Annotated in this window: 20 protein-coding genes; 10 read left to right on the top strand and 10 right to left on the bottom strand. The window is 67.1% G+C overall.

The window, feature by feature from the left end; translation table 11 throughout:
- Positions 1-83: 83 nt before the first annotated feature.
- On the top strand, positions 84-482 hold the full coding sequence (locus DT603_RS05560; protein WP_162348873.1) for a nuclear transport factor 2 family protein: 399 nt from the start codon (positions 84-86) through the stop codon (positions 480-482).
- 190 nt (positions 483-672) lie between these two features.
- Here the strand turns inward: DT603_RS05560 and DT603_RS05555 are convergent, their stop codons facing one another.
- Entirely contained in the window at positions 673-2,103 is a 1,431-nt protein-coding gene (locus DT603_RS05555; RefSeq protein ID WP_162348872.1) for an MFS transporter, read from the bottom strand.
- Between the two features lie 529 nt (positions 2,104-2,632).
- On the opposite strand from DT603_RS05555, the gene DT603_RS05550 reads away from it, so the two are divergent.
- A complete protein-coding gene (locus DT603_RS05550) occupies positions 2,633-3,091 on the top strand; it encodes a hypothetical protein (protein ID WP_162348871.1) in 459 nt (152 codons plus the stop codon).
- A gap of 90 nt (positions 3,092-3,181) precedes the next feature.
- Positions 3,182-4,864, top strand: coding sequence for an ABC1 kinase family protein (locus DT603_RS05545; RefSeq protein ID WP_162349118.1), 1,683 nt, complete (start codon positions 3,182-3,184; stop codon positions 4,862-4,864).
- A 60-nt stretch (positions 4,865-4,924) separates the two neighbouring features.
- Here DT603_RS05545 and DT603_RS05540 read toward each other — a convergent pair whose 3' ends face one another.
- Genes DT603_RS05540 through DT603_RS05530 form a run of 3 tightly spaced genes read right to left on the bottom strand, consistent with a single transcriptional unit; the run spans position 4,925 to position 9,250 of the window.
- The gene (locus tag DT603_RS05540; protein ID WP_162348870.1) at positions 4,925-5,659 is read right to left on the bottom strand and encodes a phosphoadenylyl-sulfate reductase; all 735 of its coding nucleotides are present in this window, start codon (positions 5,657-5,659) and stop codon (positions 4,925-4,927) included.
- Positions 5,656-7,413, bottom strand: a complete 1,758-nt coding sequence (gene cysI, locus DT603_RS05535; protein WP_343037728.1) for an assimilatory sulfite reductase (NADPH) hemoprotein subunit — start codon at positions 7,411-7,413, stop codon at positions 5,656-5,658. Before cysI ends, DT603_RS05540 begins: the two co-directional genes overlap by 4 nt.
- Positions 7,409-9,250 carry an assimilatory sulfite reductase (NADPH) flavoprotein subunit gene (locus DT603_RS05530; protein WP_162348868.1) on the bottom strand — a complete coding sequence of 614 codons (1,842 nt, stop codon included), beginning with the start codon at positions 9,248-9,250 and terminating at the stop codon, positions 7,409-7,411. Before DT603_RS05530 ends, cysI begins: the two co-directional genes overlap by 5 nt.
- 197 nt (positions 9,251-9,447) lie before the next feature.
- Between DT603_RS05530 and cysD the strand changes: the two genes are divergently transcribed.
- The 6 genes from cysD (at position 9,448) to DT603_RS05500 (ending at position 18,304) form a co-directional block, all read left to right on the top strand.
- Positions 9,448-10,359 (top strand): sulfate adenylyltransferase subunit CysD, encoded by a 912-nt coding sequence (cysD, locus tag DT603_RS05525; RefSeq protein WP_162348867.1) that lies wholly within the window; start codon positions 9,448-9,450, stop codon positions 10,357-10,359.
- Between the two features lie 150 nt (positions 10,360-10,509).
- Positions 10,510-12,375, top strand: a complete 1,866-nt coding sequence (gene cysN, locus DT603_RS05520; RefSeq protein ID WP_162348866.1) for a sulfate adenylyltransferase subunit CysN — start codon at positions 10,510-10,512, stop codon at positions 12,373-12,375.
- 311 nt (positions 12,376-12,686) lie between these two features.
- Positions 12,687-13,769 (top strand): efflux RND transporter periplasmic adaptor subunit, encoded by a 1,083-nt coding sequence (locus DT603_RS05515; protein WP_162348865.1) that lies wholly within the window; start codon positions 12,687-12,689, stop codon positions 13,767-13,769.
- Between the two features lie 6 nt (positions 13,770-13,775).
- Positions 13,776-16,916 carry an efflux RND transporter permease subunit gene (locus tag DT603_RS05510; protein WP_162348864.1) on the top strand — a complete coding sequence of 1,047 codons (3,141 nt, stop codon included), beginning with the start codon at positions 13,776-13,778 and terminating at the stop codon, positions 16,914-16,916.
- Positions 16,909-17,451 carry a GNAT family N-acetyltransferase gene (locus DT603_RS05505; protein ID WP_162348863.1) on the top strand — a complete coding sequence of 181 codons (543 nt, stop codon included), beginning with the start codon at positions 16,909-16,911 and terminating at the stop codon, positions 17,449-17,451. The genes DT603_RS05510 and DT603_RS05505 overlap by 8 nt, the downstream gene beginning before the upstream one ends.
- On the top strand, positions 17,441-18,304 hold the full coding sequence (locus DT603_RS05500) for a TrmH family RNA methyltransferase (RefSeq protein WP_162348862.1): 864 nt from the start codon (positions 17,441-17,443) through the stop codon (positions 18,302-18,304). The genes DT603_RS05505 and DT603_RS05500 overlap by 11 nt, the downstream gene beginning before the upstream one ends.
- 81 nt (positions 18,305-18,385) lie before the next feature.
- On the opposite strand, the gene DT603_RS05495 is transcribed toward DT603_RS05500, so the two are convergent.
- The 4 genes from DT603_RS05495 to DT603_RS05480 form a co-directional block, all read right to left on the bottom strand.
- Positions 18,386-19,801: a M28 family peptidase gene (locus DT603_RS05495; protein ID WP_162348861.1), complete on the bottom strand. Its 1,416-nt coding sequence runs from the start codon at positions 19,799-19,801 to the stop codon at positions 18,386-18,388.
- Between the two features lie 74 nt (positions 19,802-19,875).
- Positions 19,876-20,280: a large-conductance mechanosensitive channel protein MscL gene (gene mscL / locus DT603_RS05490; RefSeq protein WP_162348860.1), complete on the bottom strand. Its 405-nt coding sequence runs from the start codon at positions 20,278-20,280 to the stop codon at positions 19,876-19,878.
- A 61-nt stretch (positions 20,281-20,341) separates the two neighbouring features.
- Positions 20,342-21,049 carry a fumarylacetoacetate hydrolase family protein gene (locus tag DT603_RS05485; protein ID WP_162348859.1) on the bottom strand — a complete coding sequence of 236 codons (708 nt, stop codon included), beginning with the start codon at positions 21,047-21,049 and terminating at the stop codon, positions 20,342-20,344.
- A 124-nt stretch (positions 21,050-21,173) separates the two neighbouring features.
- Positions 21,174-21,452 (bottom strand): hypothetical protein, encoded by a 279-nt coding sequence (locus DT603_RS05480; RefSeq protein WP_162348858.1) that lies wholly within the window; start codon positions 21,450-21,452, stop codon positions 21,174-21,176.
- A gap of 88 nt (positions 21,453-21,540) precedes the next feature.
- Here DT603_RS05480 and DT603_RS05475 point away from each other — a divergent pair, with 88 nt between their 5' ends.
- Positions 21,541-21,867 (top strand): Rieske (2Fe-2S) protein, encoded by a 327-nt coding sequence (locus tag DT603_RS05475; protein ID WP_162348857.1) that lies wholly within the window; start codon positions 21,541-21,543, stop codon positions 21,865-21,867.
- A gap of 40 nt (positions 21,868-21,907) precedes the next feature.
- Here the strand turns inward: DT603_RS05475 and DT603_RS05470 are convergent, their stop codons facing one another.
- Positions 21,908-22,303, bottom strand: a complete 396-nt coding sequence (locus tag DT603_RS05470; protein WP_343037723.1) for an ACT domain-containing protein — start codon at positions 22,301-22,303, stop codon at positions 21,908-21,910.
- Positions 22,296-24,152, bottom strand: coding sequence for an SLC13 family permease (locus DT603_RS05465; RefSeq protein WP_162348856.1), 1,857 nt, complete (start codon positions 24,150-24,152; stop codon positions 22,296-22,298). Before DT603_RS05465 ends, DT603_RS05470 begins: the two co-directional genes overlap by 8 nt.
- Positions 24,153-24,198: the final 46 nt, after the last annotated feature.

Below are 24,198 nucleotides of genomic sequence, written 5' to 3'. Positions count from 1 at the left end.
TGCCTTCAGGCAGTGCAGGTGATTCCGGAAGGCGGGTCGAGACCCGCCCTGAAACTGTTGTTGGCCACAAAAGGCTTTCTATCATGTCCGATCCCATCGACGCCTGGCACAGGATTGTCAAAGAGCGCAGCGTGCAGGAGCTGGATGCACTGCTTGCCGACGACGTCGTCTTCCACTCGCCGGTCGTGCATACGCCGCAGCTGGGCAAGGCCATTACGAAGATGTATCTGGCGGCTGCGATCGCCGTATTCGGCAACGACACGTTCCGCTATGTCCGCGAACTCAGATCCGCACGCGATGCGGTGCTCGAGTTCGAGCTGGAACTGGAGGGCATCGCCGTCAACGGCGTGGACATGATCAAGTGGAATGACGAAGGACTGATCACCGAGTTCAAGGTGATGCTGCGCCCGCTGAAGGCGGTCAACCTGATCCACCAGAAGATGGGCGCGATGCTGCAGTCGAAAGCCATCGTGAATTCGTAGCGTAGGCCCGGCCGCGGGTTGAGTGTTCCGATTGACCATGTGGCGGGCCTGACGGACGTAGCCTGGGTAGAGCGCAGCGAAACCCGGGGCTTGGAAATGATCCGCCAACAGCCCCGGGTTGACCAGCTTCGCTGTTGCAGACCGCTGCGCTCTACCCGGGCTACCTGACTCTCCCCGGGGAAAAACACGATCACGTTCCCGGGTTGTGGATCGGCTTGGGTTCGCTGATTTCCTGGCCGGGCTGGGCCTTGCCGGACATCTCCGCGCCCGCGCCGGGCACCAGCTTCCACATCATCAGCACCGAGCTTGCCGAGATCAGGCCCACGGTAAGGAAGGCGAAGCCGAAGTTGATCACCGCATCCAGCGGCTGCTGCGTGGCTACGCTCGCGATCGTCAGCGCATAACCGCCCAGGGTGACCCCGACCGCCAGTGACACCTGCTGCACCACGGCCGCCAGGCTGCTGGCCTGGCCCATGCGCGCCTGCTCGATGTCGGCATAGGCGATCGCATTGAGGCTGGTGAACTGCAGCGAGCGGAAGCAGCCGCTGACCAGCAGCACGCCGATCATCAGCGGGTAGGGCGTGTCGGCGCGGAACAGGCCGAAACCGCACAGCAGCAGCGAGGCCACCAGCGCATTGGTGATCAGCACCGGACGGAAGCCGAAGCGCTTGAGGATGCGTGCGGCCACCGTCTTCATGAACATGGCGCCGGCGGCCGAGGTGAAGGTGATCAAGCCGGACTGCAGCGGATCCAGGCCGAAGCCCAGTTGCAGCATCAGCGGCAGCAGGAACGGGGTGGCGCCGATGCCGATGCGGAACAGCGAGCCGCCCAGCACGCTGATGCGGAAGGTCGGCACCTTGAACAGGTCCAGGTCGATCAGCGGATGCGGATGGCGGCGCGAATGCAGCACGTACAGGCCCAGCACCGAAAAACCCGCCAGCATGCAGGCGACCGCCAGCGGCGTGCTGACCAGGTGCCGGCCGATGCTGGCGAAACCGAAGATGGCCAGTGCCAGTCCCAGCCCGGACAGGAGGAAGCCACGCCAGTCCAGCGGGCGCACTTCGCCCTTCAGCACCGGAATGTATTTCCACGCCAGGAAGATGCCCAGCAGGCCCATCGGGAGGTTGATGAGGAAGATGTAACGCCAGTGGCTGTAGGTGGTGATCAGGCCGCCCAGCGGCGGCCCCAGCATCGGCCCCAGCAGCGCGGGAATGGTCAGCCAGCTGAGCGCCTGCACCAGTTTCGCCTTGGGCACGGTGCGCAACAGCACCAGGCGGCCCACGGGCACCATCATCGCGCCGCCCATGCCCTGCAGGAAGCGCGCGGCCACCAGCATGGCCAGCGAATCGGAAGCGGCGCAGCCCAGCGAGCCGAGCAGGAACACGCCGATAGCGGCCATGAAGGTGCGTTGCGCGCCGAAGCGGTCGGCGACCCAGGCGCTGATCGGAATGAAGACCGCCAGCGCCAGCATGTAGGTGGTCAGGGCCAGCTTCAGCGCCACCGGCTCCACGCCCAGGTCCGCTGCGATCATCGGCAGCGAGGTGGTGATCGCGGTGGAATCCATGTTCTCGATGAACAATGCGGTCGCGATGATCAGGGGGAGCAGACGTTCCTTTCTCACGAAGGACGAGGTGACCGGCAGCGGGGGCCGTCATTGTGGCCCCGCCGGCGGTGGATGAGGCGTGATGCAGGCGGAAGGAAAGGGGACACGTACGGATTTCCGCGCCGAGTCCCGACGGCTCATGCATGAGTGGATTTGCCTCGACGCTGAGCCCCGACGCCTCATGCATGAGCCGATTTGCCTCATCGCTGAGTCGCGGCGGCTCATGCATGAGTCAATTTGCCTCGTCGCTGAGTCCCGGCGGCTCATGCGTGAGTGGATTTGCCTCATCGCTGAGTCCCGGCGGCTCATGCATGAGCCGATTTGCCTCATCGCTGAGTCCCGACGGCTCATGCACGAGCAGATTTGCCTCACCCGTGAGCCGGCGCGACTCATGCGCAGGCCTTTCCTGCAGCGTATGGAGACTGGCGGTAGCGCTAGGCAGCAGCACTAACCCATGTCCAGCAACCGGGCGGGCTCGCTCCTGCTTCACGACCAGGCCCCACCACCGGCGGTAGGCTCGCCCGGATTGCCATCCACTGGAGCCACGATGAGCCGCTTGACTGTCTTTTTCCGCCGCCATGCGTCCAGGCTGCCAGCCCTGGCGGTGCTGGTCATCGCCCTGGCCGGCTGTACCACCACGCCCATCGGCAACGGCGGCGGCGCACCGCCACCGGCCGACGCCCGCGTCCACACCGTCATCCTTGCCCGCGGACAGCAGGCGGTGATCGCCGACGGATCGCTCGCCGTCAAGCTCGTCGAAATCAACGACAGCCGCTGCCCGGCCACCGTCACCTGCGTCTGGGCCGGCCATGCGGCGGTCACCCTGCAGGTCAGCAAGCCGGGACTGGCGCCCGCGACCCTGGTGATCGGCTCACAGGCGCCTGCCGCCATGGGCCTGCCCTACGAGGCCAGTTATGCCGGCCACCTGTTCCATCTGCTTGCCCTGGAAACCGGCGGCGACACCGTGCCTGCACCGCGCGCAACCATCCGCATATCGCGTCCCTGACCGGCTGCGGTGCGCCCTGGCGCATGCAGGCGCGTGGCGCGGCATGCGAGGATCATGCAGGCAGGCTTCCCTGGGAGACAGCACGCGATGATCTGGGACAACCTGGCCGTCACCCGCGACCTGGCGCGGCTGCAGGAAATCGCCGCGATCCTGGTCCGTTACGGTTTCGGAGACATGGTCCGGCGCATGGGCCTGGAAGGGGCGCTGGGCCGCGCCGGCAAGCTGCTGCCGCTCGAGCGCCTGACCGAACTGGTGGCCCTGCCGGCGCCGGTACGGGTGCGGCGCGCGCTGGAGGAAATGGGCCCGGCTTTCGTCAAGCTGGGCCAGCTCCTGGCCACCCGCGTGGACCTGTTCGCGCCGGAATGGATCGCCGAATTCGGCAAGTTGCAGAACCAGGTGCCGGCGGTGCCGTTCGCGTCCATCCACGCACAGATGGCCGAGGACCTGGGCGCGGTGCCGGAGGAAGAGTTCCAGTGGCTGGACCCGGAGCCGCTGGCGGCCGCTTCCATCGCCCAGGTCCATCGCGCGCGCCTGCATGACGGCACCGAAGTGGTGGTCAAGGTGCGGCGCCCCGGCATCGGGCCGGTGGTCGAGGCCGACCTGCGCCTGCTGCAGCGCGCCGCGCAGGTGCTGGAGAAGAAATTCCCCGAGCTGCGCCAGTTCCACCCGCTCGGCATGGTCCAGCAGTTCCGGGATTCGCTGACCCGCGAACTGGACCTGGCCGCCGAATGCCGCAATGCCGAGCGCATTGCCGACAGCTTCGCCGGCCATGACGAGCTGGTGGTGCCGGCCGTGTACTGGCACTACACCAGCGAACGCATGAACGTGCAGGACTTCGTCGATGGCCTGCCGGTGGCCGACCTGGCCGCGCTGGACGCCGCCGGCATCGACCGGCGCGCCATTGCGCGCGACGGGGCCCAGGCGATCCTGAAGATGATGCTGGAGGACGGCTTCTTCCACGCCGACCCGCATCCGGGCAATGTCTTCGTGCTGCCCGGCAACCGCATCGCGCTGATCGACTACGGCATGGTCGGGCGGCTGTCGCGGGCGCGGCGCGCGCAGGTGGTGTCGCTGCTGTTCGGGCTGGTCGAACACGATGCGCAACGGGTCACCGACGTGCTGCTGGACTGGACCGAGGGCGAAGCAGCCGGCAATGAAGAACGCATCGGCGAGGACGTCGATGCCTTCGTCGACCGTTACCACGGGGTGCCGCTGGGCCAGCTCGACCTGGCCGCGATGCTGCTGCAGATCGCCACCCTGCTGCGGACCCATCACCTGGCCCTGCCGGCCGACCTGGCGCTGCTGATCAAGGTCTGCATCACCCTGGAAGGCATGGGACGCAGCCTGGATCCCGACTTCGACATGGCCCGCCAGGCGGCGCCGTTCCTGCATCGCGCAATGCGTGCGCTGTACGCGCCGCGGATGCTGGCCCGGCAGGGAATGCGCTCGCTCGGCGACACCGTGGGCATGCTGGCGGCGGTGCCGCGCGACCTGCGCCGGCTGCTGCGCTCGGCACGCAGCGACAAACTGAAACTGCACCTGGACCTGGAATACCTGCAGCAGTTCAGTACCCAGATCGGCCACTCGGCCAACCGGCTCACGGTGGGCGTGGTGCTGGCCGCGCTGATCGTGGGTTCGGCCATCACCCTGACGGTCGAAGGCGGTCCGACGCTGCTGGGCCTGCCGTTGTTCGGACTGCTGGGTTTCGTGGGCGCGGCGATTGCCGGGGCCTGGCTGGTGCTCTCGATCTGGCGCAGCGGCGGCGGCAAGTAGGCGGGTTGTCGGCGCCGCGCTGGACGGCGGGCTCCGGGCCTCGATGCCCGAAGTCGATGCTCAGACCTCGACGTGGATCCCGCACTCGCGCTTGAGCCCGAAGTAGCGCGTGTCCTCGGCGCTCATGCCCGGTTCCCAGCGCGCAGTGGTGTGGAAGTCGCCGATGGAAACATAGCCTTCGTCCCACAGCGGGTGGTAAGGCAGCTCGTGCTTCTTCATATAGACCCAGATGTCGCGGTCGGTCCAGTCGACGATCGGGTTCACCTTCAGCCGCTGCTCGCGTTGCTGCAATACCGGGGTCTGGCTGCGGCTGCTGGACTGGCTGCGGCGCAGGCCGGTGAACCAGGTGCCCACGTCCAGTTCCTGCAAGGCGCGCTTCATCGGTTCCACCTTGCGCAGGCCGTTGTACTGGTCGATGCCCACCACCCCCTGTTCCCACAGGCGTCCGTGGCGGGCTTCCATCCAGGCGCGGCTGACGAGGGGACGGAACACCTGCAGGTTGAGCTTCAGGCGCTCGTGCAGCTGGTCGGCGAAACGGTACGTCTCGGGGAACAGGTAGCCGGTGTCGATCAGGATCACCGGGATGTCGGGTTGCTGGCGGGTCAGCATGTGCAGCATCACCGCGGCCTGCGCACCGAAGCTGGAGGAAAGCCCGGCGCGGGCCGGCCCGTGCTCCAGTGCCCACGCCACCCGTTCTTCGGCGGTGCGGCTTTCCAGCAGCGTGTTGAGCTCGGCCAGCGAGGCCGGCTCGTTGGCGGCGATGTCCAGGGACGGATGGAGATTGGGTGCGCTCATGCGTGCAGCTCCAGCGGGATCTGTCGGTGTGTCGGGTAGGGGGGCAGGGCGACCACGCCGCTGCGGTGCAGGAAATCGCCGAAGCCTTCGCCGGCCGCGCGTTCGCCCGCGTAGCGTGCGAACAGCGGATCGAGCGCGTCGAGGATGTCGTTCTCGGCGATGTTCTCGCGGTACAGCGTGTTGAGCCGCTGGCCGCGATGGTCGGCGCCCAGCATCAGGTTGTAGCGGCCGGGCGCCTTGCCGACCAGGGCGATCTCGCCCAGGTACGGGCGAGAGCAGCCGTTGGGGCAGCCGGAGATGCGCAGCAGGATCGGCGCGTCACGCAGGCCATGCTTTTCCAGCAGCGGCTCGAGCCTGGCGCTGAAGTCGGGCAGGTAGCGCTCGGCCTCGGCCATGGCCAGGCCGCAGGTCGGCAACGCGACGCAGGCGATGGCGGCGCGTGCCAGCGCCGTGCCCAGGCGCAAGCCCGCATCCAGCCCATGCGCATGAACCAGGGCGTCGATGCGTTTGCGTTCGCCTTCCGGCACGCCGGCAATCACCAGGTTCTGGTTGCCGGTCATGCGGAACTCCCCGCGGTGCACGTTGGCGATCTCGCGCAGCCCGGTCAGATGTGGTGCACCCGGGCGGTCGGCGATGCGGCCGGCGGAAAGATTGAGGGTCAGGTGCCAGCGACCGTCTTCGCCCTGTACCCAGCCGAGGCGGTCGCCGTTGTGGTCGAACACGAAGGCGCGGGCGGGCGCGAAGGACAGCCCGGCGCGTTGTTCGATTTCGGCCACCACCGTGTCCAGCCCGTGGTCGTCGATGGTGTACTTGAAGCGCGCGCGCTTGCGCACGTCGCGGTTGCCCAGGTCGCGCTGGGTGGTGACCACGGCCGTGGCCACCGCGATCAGCTGGTCGGGAGTGATGAAGCCGACCACGTTGGCCACGCGCGGGTAGGTCTCCGCGTCGCCATGGCTGGCGCCCATGCCGCCGCCGATGCTGACATTGAAGCCGGCCAGCTCGCCGTGCTCGATCACCGCGATGAAACCCAGGTCGTTGGCGAACACGTCCACGTCGTTGGTGGGCGGCACCGCGAAGGCGATCTTGAACTTGCGCGGCAGGTAGGTGCTGCCGTAGATCGGCTCGTCCTCGTCGCCGCTGCCGGCTACACGCTCCTCGTCCAGCCAGATCTCGTAGTAGGCGCGCGAGTTCGGCAGGAAGTGCCGGGACACTTTCGCGGCCCAGTCCTGCACTTGCGCGTGCACCGCCGACTGCAGCGGGTTGGCCGCCACCATCACGTTGCGGTTGACGTCGCCGCAGGCGGCCAGGGTGTCGATCAGGGTCGCGTTGATGGCCTGCATGGTGGCCTTCAGTTCGCGCTTGATCACGCCGTGGAACTGGAAGGCCTGGCGCGTGGTGATGCGCAGCGAATGGTTGGCATGGCGGGTGGCGATGGAATCCAGCAGCAGCCATTGCCGCGGCGTCACCACGCCGCCAGGCGTGCGCGTGCGGATCATGAACTGGTAGGCGGGTTCGAGCTTCTGCCGGCGGCGCTCGTCGCGCACGTCGCGGTCGTCCTGCTGGTAGCTGCCGTGGTACTTGATCAGGGTCTGGTCCGATTCGCGCAGCGAACCGGTGACCGGATCGGCCAGGCTGTCGAGCAGGCTGCCGCGCAGGCGCCTGCTTTCGGATTTGATGTCTTCGACGGAATGGGTGCTCATGGGTGTGCGTAGCCGTTGGCGTTTTTTCGTAGAAGCGGGCTTCGGCGGTTCAATACACGTCGCGGCTGTAGCGGCCCTCCGCCTGCAGTCTGCCGAGGTACTCGGCGGCGCCTTCGGCATCCACGCCGGATTGCTCGGCCACGATCTGCAGCAGCGTCGCGTGCACGTCCTTGCCCATGCCGATGGCGCCGCACACGTAGAAGTGCGCGCCGCCCTGCAGCCAGTCGAAGACCTCGCGGCCGCGTTCGCGCAGGCGCTGCTGCACGTAGACCTTCTGCGCCTGATCGCGCGAGAACGCCAGGTCCAGGCGATGCAGCTCGCCCGTGCGCAGCGCGTCCTGCCATTCGCTCTGGTAAAGGAAATCGGTGTTGAAGTGGCGCGCGCCGAACAGCAGCCAGTTGCGCCCCGAAGCGCCGGTCTCGGCGCGTTCCTGCACGAAGGCGCGGAACGGCGCCACCCCGGTGCCGGGCCCGACCATGATCATGTCGCGGCTGCCATCGGCCGGTACGCGGAAGCGGTCGTTGGCTTCGATATAGACCGGCGCGTGGTCGCCCTCTGCCAGCGAGGACAGGAAACCGCTGGCCGCGCCCACATGCGCGTGGCCGAAGGCCTGGTAATCCAGTACGTCGACGGTCAGGTGCACTTCCTCGCCCACCCGCTTGCGGCTGGAGGCGATGGAGTACAGGCGCGGGGCCAGCGGGCGCAGTGCGGCCACCAGCGCCTGCGGCTCCCACTGCGCGGGCCAGCGCCGCAATACGTCGACCAGCTGGTGGCTGCCCAGCAGTTCGGTGAAGTCGGCGTTGCGCGCCGGACCCAGCAGGTCATTGAGTTGTTCCGAACGCGACTGCGCCGCGTGGCTGGCCAGGAAGGGACGGCTCAGCCTGGTCAGTTCCCTGCGTGTGGCCAGCCATTCGCGCAGCGGAAGCGCTTCGTTCTTTTCCTGCACGGACGCATCGCCGTCCAGCTCCAGCGCCTGCAGCACGCCCTCCACCAGCAGGCCGGGGTTGCGATGGCGCACGCCCAGCGCATCGCCGGGCTCGTAATGCAGCCCGGAGCCCTGCAGCGAGAGTTCCAGATGACGCACGTCCTTGCCGATGCCACCGTACTTGAGGAAACCCACGCCCTTGAACTCCCGGCCGCTGATGCGCTGGTTGAGCAGCAGTTCGGCGGCGAACGGCTTGTCGTGCGAATACAGCGACACCGCATGCGGACGCAGCGCCGTGACCGTGGCCGAAGGCGTCGCAGACGCCTTCAGCAGGGTCCTCGCCTGGACCAGCGCCTGTTCACGCCAGGGCAGGGCGACCGTGTCGATGTCCAGGTCGGCTTCGCCGGCGGCGAACAGGCGACTGGCGCCGAGTTCCGCCAGCCGTGCATCCAGGCGGCGGCCGATGCCGCAGAAATCGGCATAGCTGGAATCGCCCAGGCCCAGCACCGCGTATTTCAGTTCGGGCAGCTTGGGCGCGCGCTTGCCCGCAATGAATTCGACCAGGCCGATGGCGTCGTCCGGCGGATCGCCTTCGCCCTGGGTGCTGATGACCAGGTAGAGCAGGCGCTCGCCGGCCAGTTCGCGCTGCGGATAGGCGTCGGCGCGCAGCAGGCGCACGTTGAGGCCGGCGGCTTCGGCTTCGGCCGCGATCTTTTCCGCTTCCCGGCGCGCGTTGCCGGTCTGGCTGCCATAGACCACGGTGAGGCGCTGGCTGGCCTGGGCGGCGCCGCCCGGCAGGACCGCGAGTCCCGGCTGCGGGGCCGGGCTGGCGTGGGCCAGGCCGGCGGCATAGCCGGACAGCCACCACAGGCTGGGGCCGTCCAGGCCTTCCACCACGCGTGCCAGCAACGCCTTGCGCTCTTCGGGCAAGGGACTGGGGGCCAACGCCGGCGGTGCAGCGGTCATGGGTTTGACTCGCGAGGGTCATCTGGGGACGGTCGATGTTAGGCAGCCGTTAAAGCGTGCAGAAACGACATCTGGTTATGCCTTCATGCCCTGCGCTTATTTCAACCAGGGCCTCCGCAGGCCGAATACTCGGCGGCCTTCGGGGACCGGCTGCTAATCTTCGTCACCGTCCCGCGCCTCCTTCGACCCGGTCCTTGATGAGTTCCCTGCCTTCCCTGTCCCACCTCGACCGCCTCGAAGCCGAGAGCCTCCATATCCTCAGGGAAGTGGCGGCCGAGTTCCGCAACCCGGTGCTGCTGTATTCGGTGGGCAAGGACAGCTCGGTGCTGTTGCACCTGCTGCTGAAGGCCTTCGCACCGGCGCCTCCGCCGATCCCGCTGCTGCACGTGGACACGCGCTGGAAGTTCGGCGAGATGATCGCCTTCCGCGACCGCCGCGTGGCAGAGACCGGCACCGAACTGCACGTGCACATCAATCCCGACGGCATCGCCCGCGATATCGGGCCGATCAGCCACGGCGCCACCGTGCACACCGACGTGATGAAGACCCAGGGCCTGAAACAGGCGCTGGACCAGCACGGCTTCGACGCGGCTATCGGGGGGGCACGCCGCGACGAGGAAAAGTCGCGGGCCAAGGAGCGGGTGTTCTCGTTCCGCAATGAAAAGCATCGCTGGGACCCCAAGCAGCAGCGTCCCGAGTTATGGAACGTGTACAACGCGCGCATCGACAAGGGCCAGAGCGTGCGCGCCTTCCCGCTGTCGAACTGGACCGAACTGGACATCTGGCTGTACATCTATCGCGAAGGCATTCCGGTGGTGCCGCTGTATTTCGCTGCCGAACGCCCGGTGGTGGAGCGTGATGGCGCCCTGATCCTGGTCGACGACGCACGCCTGCCGCTGTACGAGGGCGAAGTGCCGCAGTTGAGGAAGGTGCGCTTCCGCACGCTGGGCTGCTACCCGCTGACCGGCGCGATCGAATCCGATGCCGAAACCCTGGAGCAGATCATCGCCGAGATGCTGGTGACCACCAGCTCCGAACGCCAGGGCAGGGTGATCGACCAGGATCCGACCGCATCGATGGAGAAGAAGAAGCTGGAGGGGTATTTCTGATGGCCGGGATCCACGCGAGCACCCGCTTTGGCCTCCCCCTTTGCAAAATGGGGACTGAGGGGGATTTGCTCTTCGCGATACCCCTTGGAAACATCGAGATCAAGATCAAGAGCAAATCCGCCCTTGCCCCCCTTTTCCAAAGGGGATCCCATGTCTGACATCGCCAGCTACCTCAAGCAGCACGAAGAAAAGCCGCTGCTGCGCTTCATCACCTGCGGCAGCGTCGACGATGGCAAGAGCACGCTGATCGGGCGGCTGCTGTACGACAGCAAGCGCCTGTTCGACGACCAGCTGGCCGCGCTCAGCGCCGACAGCAAGCGCCATGGCACCCGTGGTGGCGAGATCGACTACGCGCTGTTGCTGGATGGCCTGGCCGCCGAGCGCGAGCAGGGCATCACCATCGACGTCGCCTACCGCTATTTCGACACCGAACGCCGCAAGTTCATCGTCGCCGACTGCCCGGGACACGAGCAGTACACGCGCAACATGGCCACCGGTGCGTCCACCGCCGATGTTGCGGTGGTGCTGGTGGATGCAAGAAAAGGCCTGCTGACCCAGACCCGCCGGCACAGCTACATCGTGTCGCTGCTGGGCATTCGCCACGTGGTGCTGGCGGTGAACAAGATGGACCTGGTCGACTACGACCAGGCCGTCTACGAAGAGATCGTCAGCGGCTACCAGGCGCTGGCCGCGCAACTCGGCCTCGCCCAGGTCACCTGCATCCCGCTGTCGGCCTTGAACGGCGACAACCTGTCGCAGCATTCGGACGCCATGCCGTGGTACCCGGGGCCCAGCCTGCTCGAGCATCTGGAGACCGTGGAACTTTCTGCCCGGGAAGCCAGTGATGGCCTGCGCCTGCCGGTGCAGTACGTCAGCCGCCCGAACCAGAATTTCCGCGGCTTCGCCGGCACCATTGCCGCAGGCAGCACCCGGCCGGGCGATGACGTGGTGGCGCTGCCCTCGGGCCGCCGTTCGCGCGTGGCCAGGGTCTTTGTCGGCGACCGCGAAGCGCAGGTCGCGCGCGCCGGACAGGCAGTGACGCTGACCCTGGCCGACGAGATCGATATCAGTCGTGGCGACGTGATCGCCGCGGCGGGCGATCCGCCGCAGGTGGCCGACCAATTCGCCGCGCACCTGCTGTGGATGGACGATGCGGCGCTGCTGCCGGGCCGGCCGTACTGGCTCAAGATCGGGGCGCGCACGGTCGCGGCCACGGTCAGCGAGATCAAGCACCGCATCGACGTCAACACCCAGGAACACCTGGCCGCCAAGCGCCTGGAGTTGAACGAGGTCGCCTACGTCAACCTGAGCCTGGACGAGTCTATCGCCTTCGCGCCCTATGCGGAAAACCGCGCGCTGGGCGGCTTCATCCTCATCGACCGGCACAGCAACAACACCGTCGCCGCCGGCACCCTCGACTTCGCCCTGCGTCGCGCCGGCAACGTGCACTGGCAGCATCTCGAAGTCGACAAGGCCGCGCGCGCGCGCATCAAGGGCCAGGCGCCGCGGGTGCTGTGGTTCACCGGCCTGTCCGGCGCGGGCAAGTCCACCATCGCCAACCTGGTCGACAAGCGCCTGCACGCGCTGGGTTACCACACCTTCCTGCTGGACGGCGACAACGTGCGCCACGGGCTCAACCGCGACCTCGGCTTCACCGACGAGGACCGCGTGGAGAACATCCGCCGCGTCGCCGAAGTCGCGCGGCTGATGGCCGATGCGGGCCTGATCGTGCTGGTCAGTTTCATTTCCCCGTTCCGCGCCGAGCGGCAGATGGCGCGCGCGCGTTTCGAAGAGGGCGAGTTCATGGAAATCTTCGTCGACGTGCCGCTGGCGTTGGCCGAGGAACGCGACGTCAAGGGTCTTTACAGGAAGGCGCGTGCCGGCGAGATTCCCAACTTCACCGGTATCGACTCGGCCTACGAAATTCCGGAACACGCCGAATTGCGGCTTGATGCGGCCAGTGCTTCCCCGGAAAAGCTGGCGGCGCAGGTGCTGGAAAAGCTCGGCCTGTCCTGACGCTGACAAGAACACATTGCCTCATCCCGGCGGCGTTCAACAGCCAAATGGCTGGTCAAGCCAGGACCCACGCTCCACAGCGCTGCCAGCTGGGGCCCGGCGTTCGCCGCGATGACTAATTTCTCTATTGGTCTCTGTTGTTTCGAGCGATCTCCTGCTGCTCGCGGATACAACGGCAGGAGCCATCTGAAGCTGGCACAAGGGCCATTGGTCATGGCTGTGGACCAGGCCTGGCCGTCAACCTGTCCAACACACAGGCGTTAACCCCGGACCGGTAAACTCCGGTGGTAACCAAGATTACGGGACCCTCCATGCTGATCCGATCCGGCGCGCGCGTTGCGTTGCTTGCAATGCTCATTCCCCTGGTCGTTGCGTGCGGCAAGGACAAGGCGGCCACGCGCCCCGATGAAGGGCGCTCCGCGCCGGTTCCGGTCACCATGCTGGTCGTGCAGCCCTCTGCCTGGAGCGACACCCTGCAGGCGATCGGCACGGCCAAGGCGCGCGAATCGGTCACCCTGACTTCCAAGGTCAGTGAAGTCGTGCAGGACGTGCACTTCGAGAGCGGCGACGAGGTTCGCGCCGGCGCGCCGCTGATCACCCTGCGCGGCGATTCGCAACGGGCCTCGCTGGTCGAGGCGCAGGCCACCTTCGCCGAGGCCGACCGGCTGTATCGCCGCCAGGTGACGCTGGCCGACCAGCAACTGGTGGCGCGCGCCTCGCTGGATACGCAGAAGGCGATCCGCGACGCCGCCGCCGCGCGCGTGCAGCAGACCCGTTCGGACATCGGCGACCGCAACGTGCGCGCGCCTTTCGCCGGGGTGCTCGGCATCCGCCAGGTCAGCCCCGGCGCATTGATTACCCCGAGCACGGTGATCGCCACCCTGGATGACATTTCCCGCGTCTACGTCGACTTCCCGGTGCCCGAAAGCCAGCTCGCCAACGTGGCCAATGGCCAGACCCTGCTCGCGCACAGCACCTCCTATCCCGGGCGTGACTTCGAGGGCGTGGTCAGCACCATCGATGCGCGCATCGACGCCGCCACGCGTGCAGTCGTGGTGCGTGGCGATTTCCCCAACCCCGACCGCGCGCTGCGCCCGGGCATGCTGATGGAAGTACAGCTGTCACGACCGGAGCGCCAGGCCCTGATCGTGCCCGAGATCGCGCTGGTGCAGGTCGGGCGCGACACCTTCGTGTACCGGGTCAAGGCCGATGGCAGCGTCGAACAGGCCAAGGTCGAGGTGGGTGCGCGCAGTTCGGGCAAGGCCGAGATCACCCAGGGCATCAAGGCGGGCGAGCGCATCGTGGTCGATGGCACCGGCAAGCTGCGCGCTGGCAGCAAGGTCGTAGACGGCAAGGCGCCGCGTGCGCAGAAGCCCGCCGCGGCGAAGGGCTGATCGCCCATGAAGCTGTCCGACCTGTCGATCAAGCGCCCGGTGTTCGCCGTGGTGATGAGCCTGCTGCTGATCGTGCTGGGCGTGATGTCGTTCAGCCGTCTTACCCTGCGCGAATTGCCGGCCATCGATCCGCCGATCGTCTCGGTGTCGGTCAATTACCGGGGTGCGTCGGCCTCGGTGGTGGAAACCCGCATCACCCAGGTGCTGGAGGATGCGCTGTCCGGCATCGAAGGCGTCAACACCATCGAGTCGCGCAGCGCCAACGGCCGTTCCAACATCAGCATCGAATTCAACCTCTCGCGCGACATCGAGGCCTCGGCGAACGATGTGCGCGATGCCGTCAGCCGGGTCATCGACCGCATGCCCGAGGAAGCGGACGCGCCGGAGATCGCCAAGGTCGAAGCCGATGCCGACCCCATCATCTGGCTCAACATGAGCTCCAGCACGATGGACACGCTGCAGCTCAGCGACTACGCCGAGCGCTACGTGGTCGACCGGCTGTCCAGCATCGATGGCGTCGCCCAGGTCCGCATCGGCGGCCAGCAGCGCTATGCCATGCGCGTGTGGCTGGACCGCGACCAGATGGCGGCGCGGGGGCTGGCGGTCTCCGACGTCGAAAACGCGCTGGCCAGCGAAAACGTGGAGCCGCCGGCCGGACGCATCGAGTCGGCCGATCGCGACTTCACCCTGCGTGTCACCCGCGGCTACCAGAAGCCGGAAGACTTCGCCCGCATCCCGCTCGGCAAGGGCGCCGATGGCTACGTGGTACGCCTGGGCGACGTGGCCAAGGTCGAACTGGCTTCCGAGGAGCGTCGGGCCTACTTCAAGAGCAATGGTGTGCCCAACGTCGGCCTGGGCATCGTCAAGACCTCCACCGCCAACAGCCTGGACGTCGCCCGCGCGGTGCGCGCGCAGGCCGACGTCATCCGCACCTCGCTACCGAAGGGCACCGACATCTTCGTGGCCTTCGACACCACCACGTTCATCGACGCCGCGGTCGACCGTGTCTACGAAACGCTGATCGAAGGCATCGTGCTGGTGCTGCTGGTGATCTGGCTGTTCCTGGGCAGCGTGCGCGCGGCGATGATCCCGGCGGTCACGGTGCCGGTCTGCCTGGTCGCCTCGTTCATCGCCCTGTATGCGTTCGGATTCTCGATCAACCTGCTGACCCTGCTGGCGCTGGTGCTGTGCATCGGCCTGGTGGTGGACGATGCCATCGTGGTGGTGGAAAACATCCAGCGCCGCGTCGACCTGGGCGAGCCGCCGCTGGTCGCGGCCAAGCGCGGCACCGAACAGGTCGCGTTCGCCGTGCTGGCCACCACTGCGGTGCTGGTCGCGGTATTCCTGCCGGTCGGTTTCCTGGAAGGCAACACCGGCCGCCTGTTCCGAGAACTGTCGGTGGCCCTGGCCGCGGCGGTCGCGATTTCCGCCTTCGTCGCGCTGACCCTGACCCCGATGATGTCTTCCAAGCTGCTGAAGGCGCACTCGAAGGACGGCGCGGGCAACAACAGGCCGAACCGGGTCAGTGGATGGGTCAATCGCCAGTTCGACAAGGTCAGCCGTGGCTACCAGCGCACCCTGGAAAAGACCGTGCACCGCAGCTGGCTGTTCGGCGGGCTGATGGTCGTGGCGATGGTGCTGGCGGTGCTGCTGTTCCGGGTCATTCCCTCCGAACTGGCGCCGGCCGAAGACCGCGGCTCGTTCCAGGTGCTGATCGACGGCCCGGAAGGTGCCGGTTACGACTACACCGTGCGGCAGATGCAGCAGGTCGAAGCCATCGTCGCGCCACTCATAGGCGAGGGCCAGCCGATCATGCGCGCCAACCCGCGCGTGCCGGGCGGGTTTGGCGCCAGCGAGGAAATGCATACCGGGCGCATGTCGGTATTCCTGCAGGACTGGGACAAGCGCGAGCAGGACACGGCCGCGGTGGCCGCCGACATGCAGAAGCGGCTGTCGGTGCTGACCGGCGTGCGCGCGCGCACCCAGGTCAGTGGCGGCCTGGTGCGCTCGCGCGGCCAGCCCTTCACCGTGGTGCTGGGTGGGCCGGACTACGCCGAGATCGCGCAGTGGCGCGACAAGCTGCTGGCGCGCATGCAGGACAACCCCGGCATCGTCGGCGCCGATTCCGACTACAAGGAAACCCGCCCGCAGATGCGCGTGGACATCAACCGCGAGCGCGCCGCCGACCTGGGCGTGTCGGTATCGGAAGTCGGCAGTGCGCTGGAAACGATGATGGGTTCGCGCCAGGTCACCACCTTCGTCGACAACGGCGAGGAATACGACGTGCTGGTGCAGGCCGGCCGCGAAGGCCGCGCCAGTCCCGCCGACCTGCAGGCCATCCAGGTGCGTTCCAGCAGCGGCGACCTGGTGCCGCTGTCGAACCTGGTCACCCTGAGCGAAGTCGCCGAGCCGGGTTCGCTCAACCGCTTCAACCGCCTGCGCGCCATTTCCATCTCGGCGGGGCTGGCGCCGGGTTATCCGATGGGCGAGGCGATCGCCTGGACCCGGGAAGTGGTGGCCGAAGAACTGCCGGACTATGCGCAGATCGACTGGAAGGGCGAGTCCCGCGAGTTCCAGCAGGCCGGTGGCGCCGTGCTGTTCACCTTCGCCCTGGCGCTGCTGATCGTGTACCTGGCGCTGGCGGCACAGTTCGAAAGCTTCATCCATCCGCTCGGCATCATGCTGACCGTGCCACTGGGCGTGCTCGGTGCCTTGCTGGGCCTGTGGATCACCGGCGGCACCATGAACCTGTTCAGCCAGATCGGCATCGTGATGCTGGTGGGGCTGGCGGCCAAGAACGGCATCCTGATCGTCGAGTTCGCCAACCAGCTGCGCGACGAAGGCCGCAGCGTGCACCAGGCCATCATCGAGTCCTGCACGGTGCGGCTGCGGCCGATCCTGATGACGTCCATCGCCACCATCATGGGCGCGGTGCCGCTGGTGCTGGCAGGCGGCCCTGGTTCGGCCAGCCGCGCCACCATCGGCGTGGTGATCATCTTCGGCGTGGCCTTCTCCACCCTGCTGTCGCTGCTGGTGGTGCCGGCGGCCTACAGCGTGCTCGCTCCTTTCACCCGGTCACCCGAAGCGGTGGCCCACGAGCTGGAGAAGCTGGAAGCCGAAACGCCGGCGGTAGGCGGACATGGCTGAGATCACGCTGCAGGGCGAGGGTTTCGTGCTGAGGCGCTGGCGCGAGGCCGATCTGGAAAGCCTGCTGCGCCACGCCGACGACTCGCAGGTGGCACGTGGGGTCAGTGACCGCTTCCCCTCACCGTACACGCGCGAGGACGGCGAAGACTTCCTGTCCGGCCGCGTCCTCGACCTGTCCGGCCCGATCTTCGCCGTCGAGATCGATGGCGAAGCCTGCGGGGGCATCGCCGCGAGTCCCGGCCTGGGCGAGCGTGCGCACGCCGCCGAATTCGGCTACTGGCTGGGCCGCGCGCACTGGGGCAAGGGCACCATGACCGGCGCGGTATCGGTGTTCGCGCCCTGGGTCATGCGCGAATTGCAGCTGTACCGGCTGTACGCCACGGTCCTGGGCTTCAACATCGGCTCGGCCCAGGTGCTGCGCCGCAACGGCTTCCTGGAAGAGGGCGTGCAACGCGCGGCAGTATTCAAGCGCGGGGTGCTGCATGATCTGCGCGTGTTCGCCAAAGTACGCAGGAATCTCGACGATGACCAGTAAACCGCCTTCCCCCTGGGAGCAGGCCAGCATCCGCACCGCCGACACCCGCAAGCGCGAGAACGTGGACCGGCGCCAGGAAGTTGCCGGTGCGCGTGACGAGGGTTTCGTCCCCCGCCGCGACGCGGGCAACAAGCCCGAGCTGCGCTATTACGGCCTCAACGCCGTGCAGGCCGTGTTCGCCCATCGCCCCGACGCGATCCGCAAGATCTACCTGCTGGAATCCCGCATTCCGCAGCTGCAGCCGCTGCTGGCCTGGTGCGTGAAACAGCGCATCGGCTATCGGGTGGTGGAGGAAGCGGACCTGGGCAAACTGGCCGCCAGTTCGCATCACGAAGGCGTGGTCGCCGATGTATTGCGGGTGGAGCCGCACTCATTGCCGGCATGGCTGCAGTCGCTGCCGGCCGGGCCGGTGCTGGCACTGTGGCTGGATGGCGTGGGCAATCCGCACAATTTCGGCGCGATCCTGCGTTCGGCCGCGCATTTCGGCGTATCGGCCATCCTGCAGTCGCAGGCATCGACGCTGTCGGTATCAGGCGCAGCCGCCCGCGTGGCCGAGGGTGGCGCCGAGCATGTACCGCTGGTGCGCATGCAGGATCGCGAGGATGCCCTGGCAGGGCTGCGCGCCGCCGGCTTCACCCTCGCGGCGACCGTCGTGCGTGGCGGACAGGACCTGTTTTCCACCGCATTGCCGCAGCGGCTGGTGTACGTGATGGGCGCCGAGGGGGAAGGCATGGACGAGGAACTGGCGCAGGACTGCGACCTGCAATTGTCGATCCCCGGTTCCGGCGCGGTGGAAAGCCTCAACGTCGCCGCCGCCACCGCCGTGTTCCTGGCCCAATGGCGTCACCACTGATGTGGAGAGCCGGGCTTGCCCGGCTGTTCCTGCACTAGGCGTGTTACCGCGGCTTGCTTGCGCAATCCGGACCAACGCCGGTCACTTGCCCGGCGCAGCTTCCACAACCTCTGCTTTCACCACGCTGCCGAAATCCCCGTCCGCTTCCGCCGCCAGGTAGGCGAACACGGTGTAGGCCGCGACGTTCTGGGCCAGCGCCTGGGGATCGATCTTGTCCAAGGTGTCATCGGCGTTGTGGTGCAGGTCGAAGTAGTCGCTGCCGTCCTGTCCCAGCCACGCCCAGGTCGCGCCCTTCCCGGCGATGGGCCCGATATCCGGACCCGCGTCGCCCTTGTCGGCCAGGTACTCGATGCCCAATGGCTTCAATGCTTCGGCGATCTGCAGCGTCGCTGCACGCGCATGCGCGGGTGCGCCGGTGTTGAAACCGTAGATGCGACCGGCACCGAAGTCGCTTTCGGCGCCCAGCTGGTGGCGAGCGGCATCGCTTGCGTGCCGGGCGGCGTAGGCCTTGCCGCCGTACAGGCCCTGTTCCTCGTTGGCGAAGGCGACCACGCGGATCGTGCGTTTGGGTGCCTGCTTCAGCTGGCCGATCAGGTGGCCGGCGGCCATGGTGATACCGACGCCGGCGGCATCGTCGATCGCGCCGGTGCCCAGGTCCCATGAATCCAGGTGACCACCGATCAGCACCACTTCCCGGGGCAGGCTGCGCCCGGTGATCTCGCCGATGACGTTGTAGGAAGTCGCCTCGCCGTTCCAGCCACAATCCAGCGACAGGCGCACGCGCGCCGGTCCGATCGCCAGCACGCGCGCGAGCTGGTCGGCATCGGGAATGGTGAGCGAGGCCGAAGGCACCGGTGTCAGCCCTTCATCGAAACGGGTGATGCCGGTATGCGCGACGCGGTGGTGGTCGGTGCCGGCCGAGCGCATCAGGAAACCGACGGCGCCCTTGCGGATGGCCGCCGACGGCCCCTTGCCCCGGATCGCACTGCCATTGCGATAGTCGCTGCCGTCGCGCGCCGATTGCATCTGGTAGTCGACGAAGGCGATCTTGCCGGCCAGCGATGCTTCCGGCGCCGCTTCCAGCGCGGCCAGGTCGGCGAAGCGAACCACCTCGGCTTCGATCTTCCCGCCCGGGCTTCCACCCAGCGCGGTGATGGTCAATGGCTGGGCGCTGGCGCCGAGGATCGCCGCGGTCTCGCCGCGCCGTTCCCAGCGCGGGAAGGTCACCGGTTCGGTCCAGACCTTGTCGAAGCCCAACGCCTTGAACCTTGCCTGCGCCCAGGCCACGGCACGCGCGTCGGCCTCGCTGCCGGCCAGGCGCGGGCCGACTTCGGTGGTCAGCGCTTCAACGGTTTTCCAACCGGTGACGTCGGCCAGTGCCTGTGCGCGCAACTGCGCGGCAATGGCCAGTGCCGTGTCGGGGATACGTGTTTCGCGCTCTGCTGCCAGCAGGCCTGGTGAAATCGAAAGTGCAAGGACAAGAGGCAGCAAGCGCATGGCATGTTCCGCAGCAAAAAGAAGCCGCGAGCTTATCAGCCCGCGGCTTTGGCGCGATGTGAAGCGGGTCGGTGTCAGCGCTTCAGGGAATCGCGTATCTCGCGCAGCAGCAGCACGTCCTCGGGAGTCGCCACCGCGGGCTCTTCCGCCGGTTTGCGCATGCGGTTGTAAGCCTTCAGCACCAGGAAGATGACAAACGCGATCAACAGGAAATCGATCAAGGTCTGGATGAAGGCGCCGTAGCGGATCGCTACTTCAGCGACTTCCTTGCCGGCCGCGTCCATCGAGGCAGGGCTGAGCACGTACTTCCAGTCACTGACGCTGACCCCGCCGGTCAGGTAACCAATGACCGGCATCACGATGCCGTCCACCAGCGCGGTGACGATCTTGCCGAACGCCGCGCCGATCACCACGGCCGTGGCCAGGTCGATGACGTTGCCCCGCGCAATGAATTCCTTGAATTCGCTGATCATGCCCATTGGGAACCTCCGTTGATGGGCGCTGGCGCGCCCGTGCGGACGGACTATATCGCAATGCCGATCAGGCGGTGATGCGGCCGCGGAGTTCGGCGACGCCTTCCAGCGTGGCGACGAACGCGTCGCCTGGAAGCAGTGGCCCCACGCCGGCGGGCGTGCCCATGAATACCAGGTCGCCGGCCTTCAATGCGAACAGCTTCGACAGCTCATGCAGGATGTCCGGCACGTCCCAGATCAGGTCGTGCAGGCTGCCCTGCTGGCGCACGCTGTCGTTGACCACCAGGGTCAGGCTGCGGTCGGCCAGCGCGTCCACCTCTGCGGCGGGCACCAGCTCGCTGACCGGGGCCGAATGATCGAAGCCCTTGCCCGTATCCCACGGCAATCCCTTGGCCTTGGCTGCACCCTGCAGGTCGCGGCGGGTGAGGTCCAGGCCTACGCCATAGGCGAATATGAGCGCCGGTGCATCCTCCAGCGCGATCACGCCGGGAGCGGCATCGATGCCTATCGCCACCACCAGCTCCACTTCGTGATGCAGGTCGCGGGTACCGGGCGGGTAGGGAACATTTGCATTGCCGGTGACCACCGCGTCGGCCGGCTTGAGGAAGAACACCGGCTGGCCGCGCTCGGCCTTCGAGGCAGGTGCCACCGCACCCATCTCACGTGCATGGTCGGCGAAGTTGCGGCCCACGCAATAGATGCGCCGCACCGGGAAGGTACCGCCGCCACGGACGGGGACGCGCGCCTGCGCGGGGGTCGGAATCAGGTCGGTCATCGGGCAGGCGTCGCTGTGGGGAGACGCGGGAGTTTAAGCCAGGCCGCGCCGAACGGCCGAGAGGCAGCACCGGTGGGGATGGCCTGTGCGCGTAATCGGGTGCGCGCAGCCAGGGTGCGTGCGGTCAGATCGGCAGCGCCGGCTTGCGCACGACGCGGTATTCGCCATCCATTACGCTGGCATCGCGCACTGCGATGGGTTTGCCCCGCTGGCCGAGCAGCTTCCACGCAAGTCCCGCCACGATCATGGCCGCGCCCACGAACACCGAGAAGAACACCAGCAGGCACAGCAATGCCAGTCCCGCCAACCCGAAGCCAAGGCGCAACAAGGGATGGCGTGGCTTGCGCGGCGCGAACGCCGAACGCAGGCGCGAGCTGTCAAAGCGGAAACGGGTACTGGGCATGCGGGCGGGTCGTGACAGAATGTGGCCGAGGCCGGTGCGGCAGTATCGGATGACGAAACAATGACAGTGTGAGAAGTTCGTTAAACCCATGTCGCTGATCACACTCGATTCAATGGAAGACGGCTCCTTCGCGGAAGTCGAGGCCGTCGTGGACGGCACTGCCGAGTCGCTGATCCTGCACCGCAGCGGTTCCAACGTGCACGCCTGGCTGAATGTCTGCCCGCACGCCGGGCGCCGGCTGGACTGGGCGCCGGGCAAGTTCCTGAAAAGCAAGGAAGGCCATCTGGTCTGCGCGGCACATGGCGCCTCGTTCGAGCTGGCCGGCGGCACCTGCATCGCCGGCCCGTGCCGCGGCGACTCGCTGCGCGCCATCTCCGTGGAAGTGCGCGAGGGCGAGGTAGTGCTCAGCGCGTGATGCGCAGTTGCCTCCATGGATCACCGCCGCAGCGCAAGGCCTATTGCAGCACCGTCAGTCCGCTTTCCCGCAGCGCCCGCTTCGCCGGCTCCAGGTCATGCTGCTTGACCAGCACGTAGTCGGTGTCGAAGGTGGACAGGGCGAAGATCCCGATCTTCGCCAGCGCCAGCGGCTGCAGTACCTGCAGCAGCACGCCGGTCATGTGGAAGGCGAACGGGCCCTGCAGCACCAGGCAGCTCCACTCGCGCTCGCATTGCACGTCTTCCGGCACCATGGCCTCGTCGCAGACGATCGACAGTTCTTCGGCCGTCCACGATATCGAGGCGAATCCTCCCGGATGGAACCAGTGCGGGATCTCGCTGCCCGCAGGCAAGCGGCAGACCGCGAACGCGCCGCTGACCTGCCTGAGCACCATCGCGGCAGCCTGCTCAGCCACGCCCGGTCCACCAGAACATCAGGTTGATCACCAGCACCACCACGGCCGTGTAGATCAGTGACAGCGGTCCACCCACGCGCCACAGCTGCCGGCTGGTGTAGTTGGCCGGGCCGGTCACCATCGAGATGACGGGGTTGGAAGCCGTCATCAGGTTGTTGGACGCCGACAGCGCCACGATCAGCGCGAACGCCGTGGGGTTGCCACCCGCCGCCAGCGCCAGGTTGATCGCCAGCGGCACCATCACGATGGTCGCGCCCACATGGCTGATCACCAGCGAGAACGCCGTGGTCAGCAGCGCGATGGCGACTTCCAGCACCCAGACCGGAATGCCTTCCGGCAGTCGCTCGACCGTGTGCCCTGCCACCCAGGCCGCGGTACCGCTGCTGTCCATGGCCCAGCCCAGCGGGATCAGGCCGGCCATCAGGAACACCGTCCTCCAGTTGATCGAGGCATAGGCTTCGTCCATGCGCAGCACGCCGGTCACCAGCATGCCGGCCACGCCGGTCATCAGGGTCAGCGCGACCGGCAGCTTCGAGGTCAGCGCGATCAGGATGGTGATGGCGAAGATGGCCATCGCGATCTTGAACTTGTGCGGGCGTTGCTCACCCTTGGGGTAATCGGTGACCACCACGAAATCGCGGCTCTCCGCAGCCACGGCCAGGTCCTGCCAGATGCTGTGGAACACCAGCAGGTCGCCCGCACGCAGCGCCACCTTGCGCACGTCCTCGCGCATAACCTTCTTGTCGCGGTTGATCGCCAGCAGGCTGATGCCCGATTGCTTGCGCAGGCGCAGGTCGGCGGCGGTCTTGCCGATATATTTCGAAGTGGGCGGGATGACGGCTTCGGAGATACCCGCGCGGCTCGGGTTGAACAGGTCGCCGAAGTGGCGCAGCCGCGACGACAGGCGCAGGAAGTGGTTCTGCGAAAAATCCAGCACCGTTTCGCGCGAACCCATCACCCCCAGCACGCTGCCGACCCAGATGCGCATGTCGGCCGGTGGCGCCAGGCGGGTGTCGTTGCCGGTCTGCAGGGCCAGCATGAGGGGCGCGTCGTGCAGGGCCTCGGCGTCTCCCAGCGACATGCCCACCAGCGGGCTTTCGGCGCTGACCACCAGCTCGAAGACATCGCCCTCGATGCCATAGGTATTGGCGAAATAGCTTTCGGTGCGCGCCGGCGCCACGCTGGTTTCGGTCTCCTCGCGCAGGCGCTTGTCGCCGTGGAAACGGAAATACAGCAGGGAGGCGATGATCAGCGCCAGGCCTACCGGCATCGGCGCGAACATGCGCAGCGGCTCGATGGTGGCCATGCCGGAAGGCAGGTTGTTGTTGGCCGAGACCAGCAGGTCGTTGAGCAGGATCAGCGGTGAATTGCCGACCATGGTCAGCGCGCCGCCCATGACGATGGCAGACGCAACCGGCAACAGCAGGCGTTGCAGCGACAGGCTGCTGCGCGAGGCCAGGCGCGAGGCCACCGGCAGGTACAACGCCATCACCGAAGGGTTCTGCATAAACGAGGAATTGAGTCCGGCAATGGCCGTGGTCATCAGCAGCAGGCGTTGCTCGACGCCGCGGCCACGGCGCAGCAGCCACGACGCCAGCCGGTTGAGTGCGCCGGTGCGGTCCAGCCCCGCGCCCAGGATGGTGGTGGCGATGATGCTCATCACCGCGTTGCCGGAGAAGCCGCCGAACAGTTCTTCGGGCGCCACCAGCCCGGTCAGGCCCAGGATCACCAGCACGATCAGCGCGACCACGTCGGCGCGTATGCGTTCGAACAGGAACATCGCCATGGTGAAGCCGACCAGCCCGAGGACGAGCTTCATGTCGTTGGTCAGCGTCAGGGCGGTGTCCATCAGGGACGGGAGTGGGGAATGGGGAATGGGGAATGGACAACACACA

This window comes from Pseudoxanthomonas gei, from assembly GCF_010119615.1.
GTDB lineage: Bacteria > Pseudomonadota > Gammaproteobacteria > Xanthomonadales > Xanthomonadaceae > Pseudoxanthomonas_A > Pseudoxanthomonas_A gei.
The sequence above is the reverse complement of the archived record's forward strand: the minus strand, read 5'-3'. Positions and strand labels throughout refer to the sequence as shown.

What these genes read in the sequence shown, in the direction of transcription:
- DT603_RS05560 (WP_162348873.1), top strand. Translation starts at nt 84, where the DNA reads ATGTCCGATCCCATCGACGCCTGGCACAGGATTGTCAAAGAGCGCAGC.
- DT603_RS05550 (WP_162348871.1), top strand. Translation starts at nt 2,633, where the DNA reads ATGAGCCGCTTGACTGTCTTTTTCCGCCGCCATGCGTCCAGGCTGCCA.
- DT603_RS05540 (WP_162348870.1), bottom strand. Translation starts at nt 5,659, where the DNA reads ATGAGCGCACCCAATCTCCATCCGTCCCTGGACATCGCCGCCAACGAG.
- DT603_RS05530 (WP_162348868.1), bottom strand. Translation starts at nt 9,250, where the DNA reads ATGACCGCTGCACCGCCGGCGTTGGCCCCCAGTCCCTTGCCCGAAGAG.
- cysD (WP_162348867.1), top strand. Translation starts at nt 9,448, where the DNA reads ATGAGTTCCCTGCCTTCCCTGTCCCACCTCGACCGCCTCGAAGCCGAG.
- cysN (WP_162348866.1), top strand. Translation starts at nt 10,510, where the DNA reads ATGTCTGACATCGCCAGCTACCTCAAGCAGCACGAAGAAAAGCCGCTG.
- DT603_RS05515 (WP_162348865.1), top strand. Translation starts at nt 12,687, where the DNA reads ATGCTGATCCGATCCGGCGCGCGCGTTGCGTTGCTTGCAATGCTCATT.
- DT603_RS05510 (WP_162348864.1), top strand. Translation starts at nt 13,776, where the DNA reads ATGAAGCTGTCCGACCTGTCGATCAAGCGCCCGGTGTTCGCCGTGGTG.
- DT603_RS05505 (WP_162348863.1), top strand. Translation starts at nt 16,909, where the DNA reads ATGGCTGAGATCACGCTGCAGGGCGAGGGTTTCGTGCTGAGGCGCTGG.
- DT603_RS05500 (WP_162348862.1), top strand. Translation starts at nt 17,441, where the DNA reads ATGACCAGTAAACCGCCTTCCCCCTGGGAGCAGGCCAGCATCCGCACC.
- DT603_RS05495 (WP_162348861.1), bottom strand. Translation starts at nt 19,801, where the DNA reads ATGCGCTTGCTGCCTCTTGTCCTTGCACTTTCGATTTCACCAGGCCTG.
- mscL (WP_162348860.1), bottom strand. Translation starts at nt 20,280, where the DNA reads ATGGGCATGATCAGCGAATTCAAGGAATTCATTGCGCGGGGCAACGTC.
- DT603_RS05485 (WP_162348859.1), bottom strand. Translation starts at nt 21,049, where the DNA reads ATGACCGACCTGATTCCGACCCCCGCGCAGGCGCGCGTCCCCGTCCGT.
- DT603_RS05480 (WP_162348858.1), bottom strand. Translation starts at nt 21,452, where the DNA reads ATGCCCAGTACCCGTTTCCGCTTTGACAGCTCGCGCCTGCGTTCGGCG.
- DT603_RS05475 (WP_162348857.1), top strand. Translation starts at nt 21,541, where the DNA reads ATGTCGCTGATCACACTCGATTCAATGGAAGACGGCTCCTTCGCGGAA.
- DT603_RS05465 (WP_162348856.1), bottom strand. Translation starts at nt 24,152, where the DNA reads ATGGACACCGCCCTGACGCTGACCAACGACATGAAGCTCGTCCTCGGG.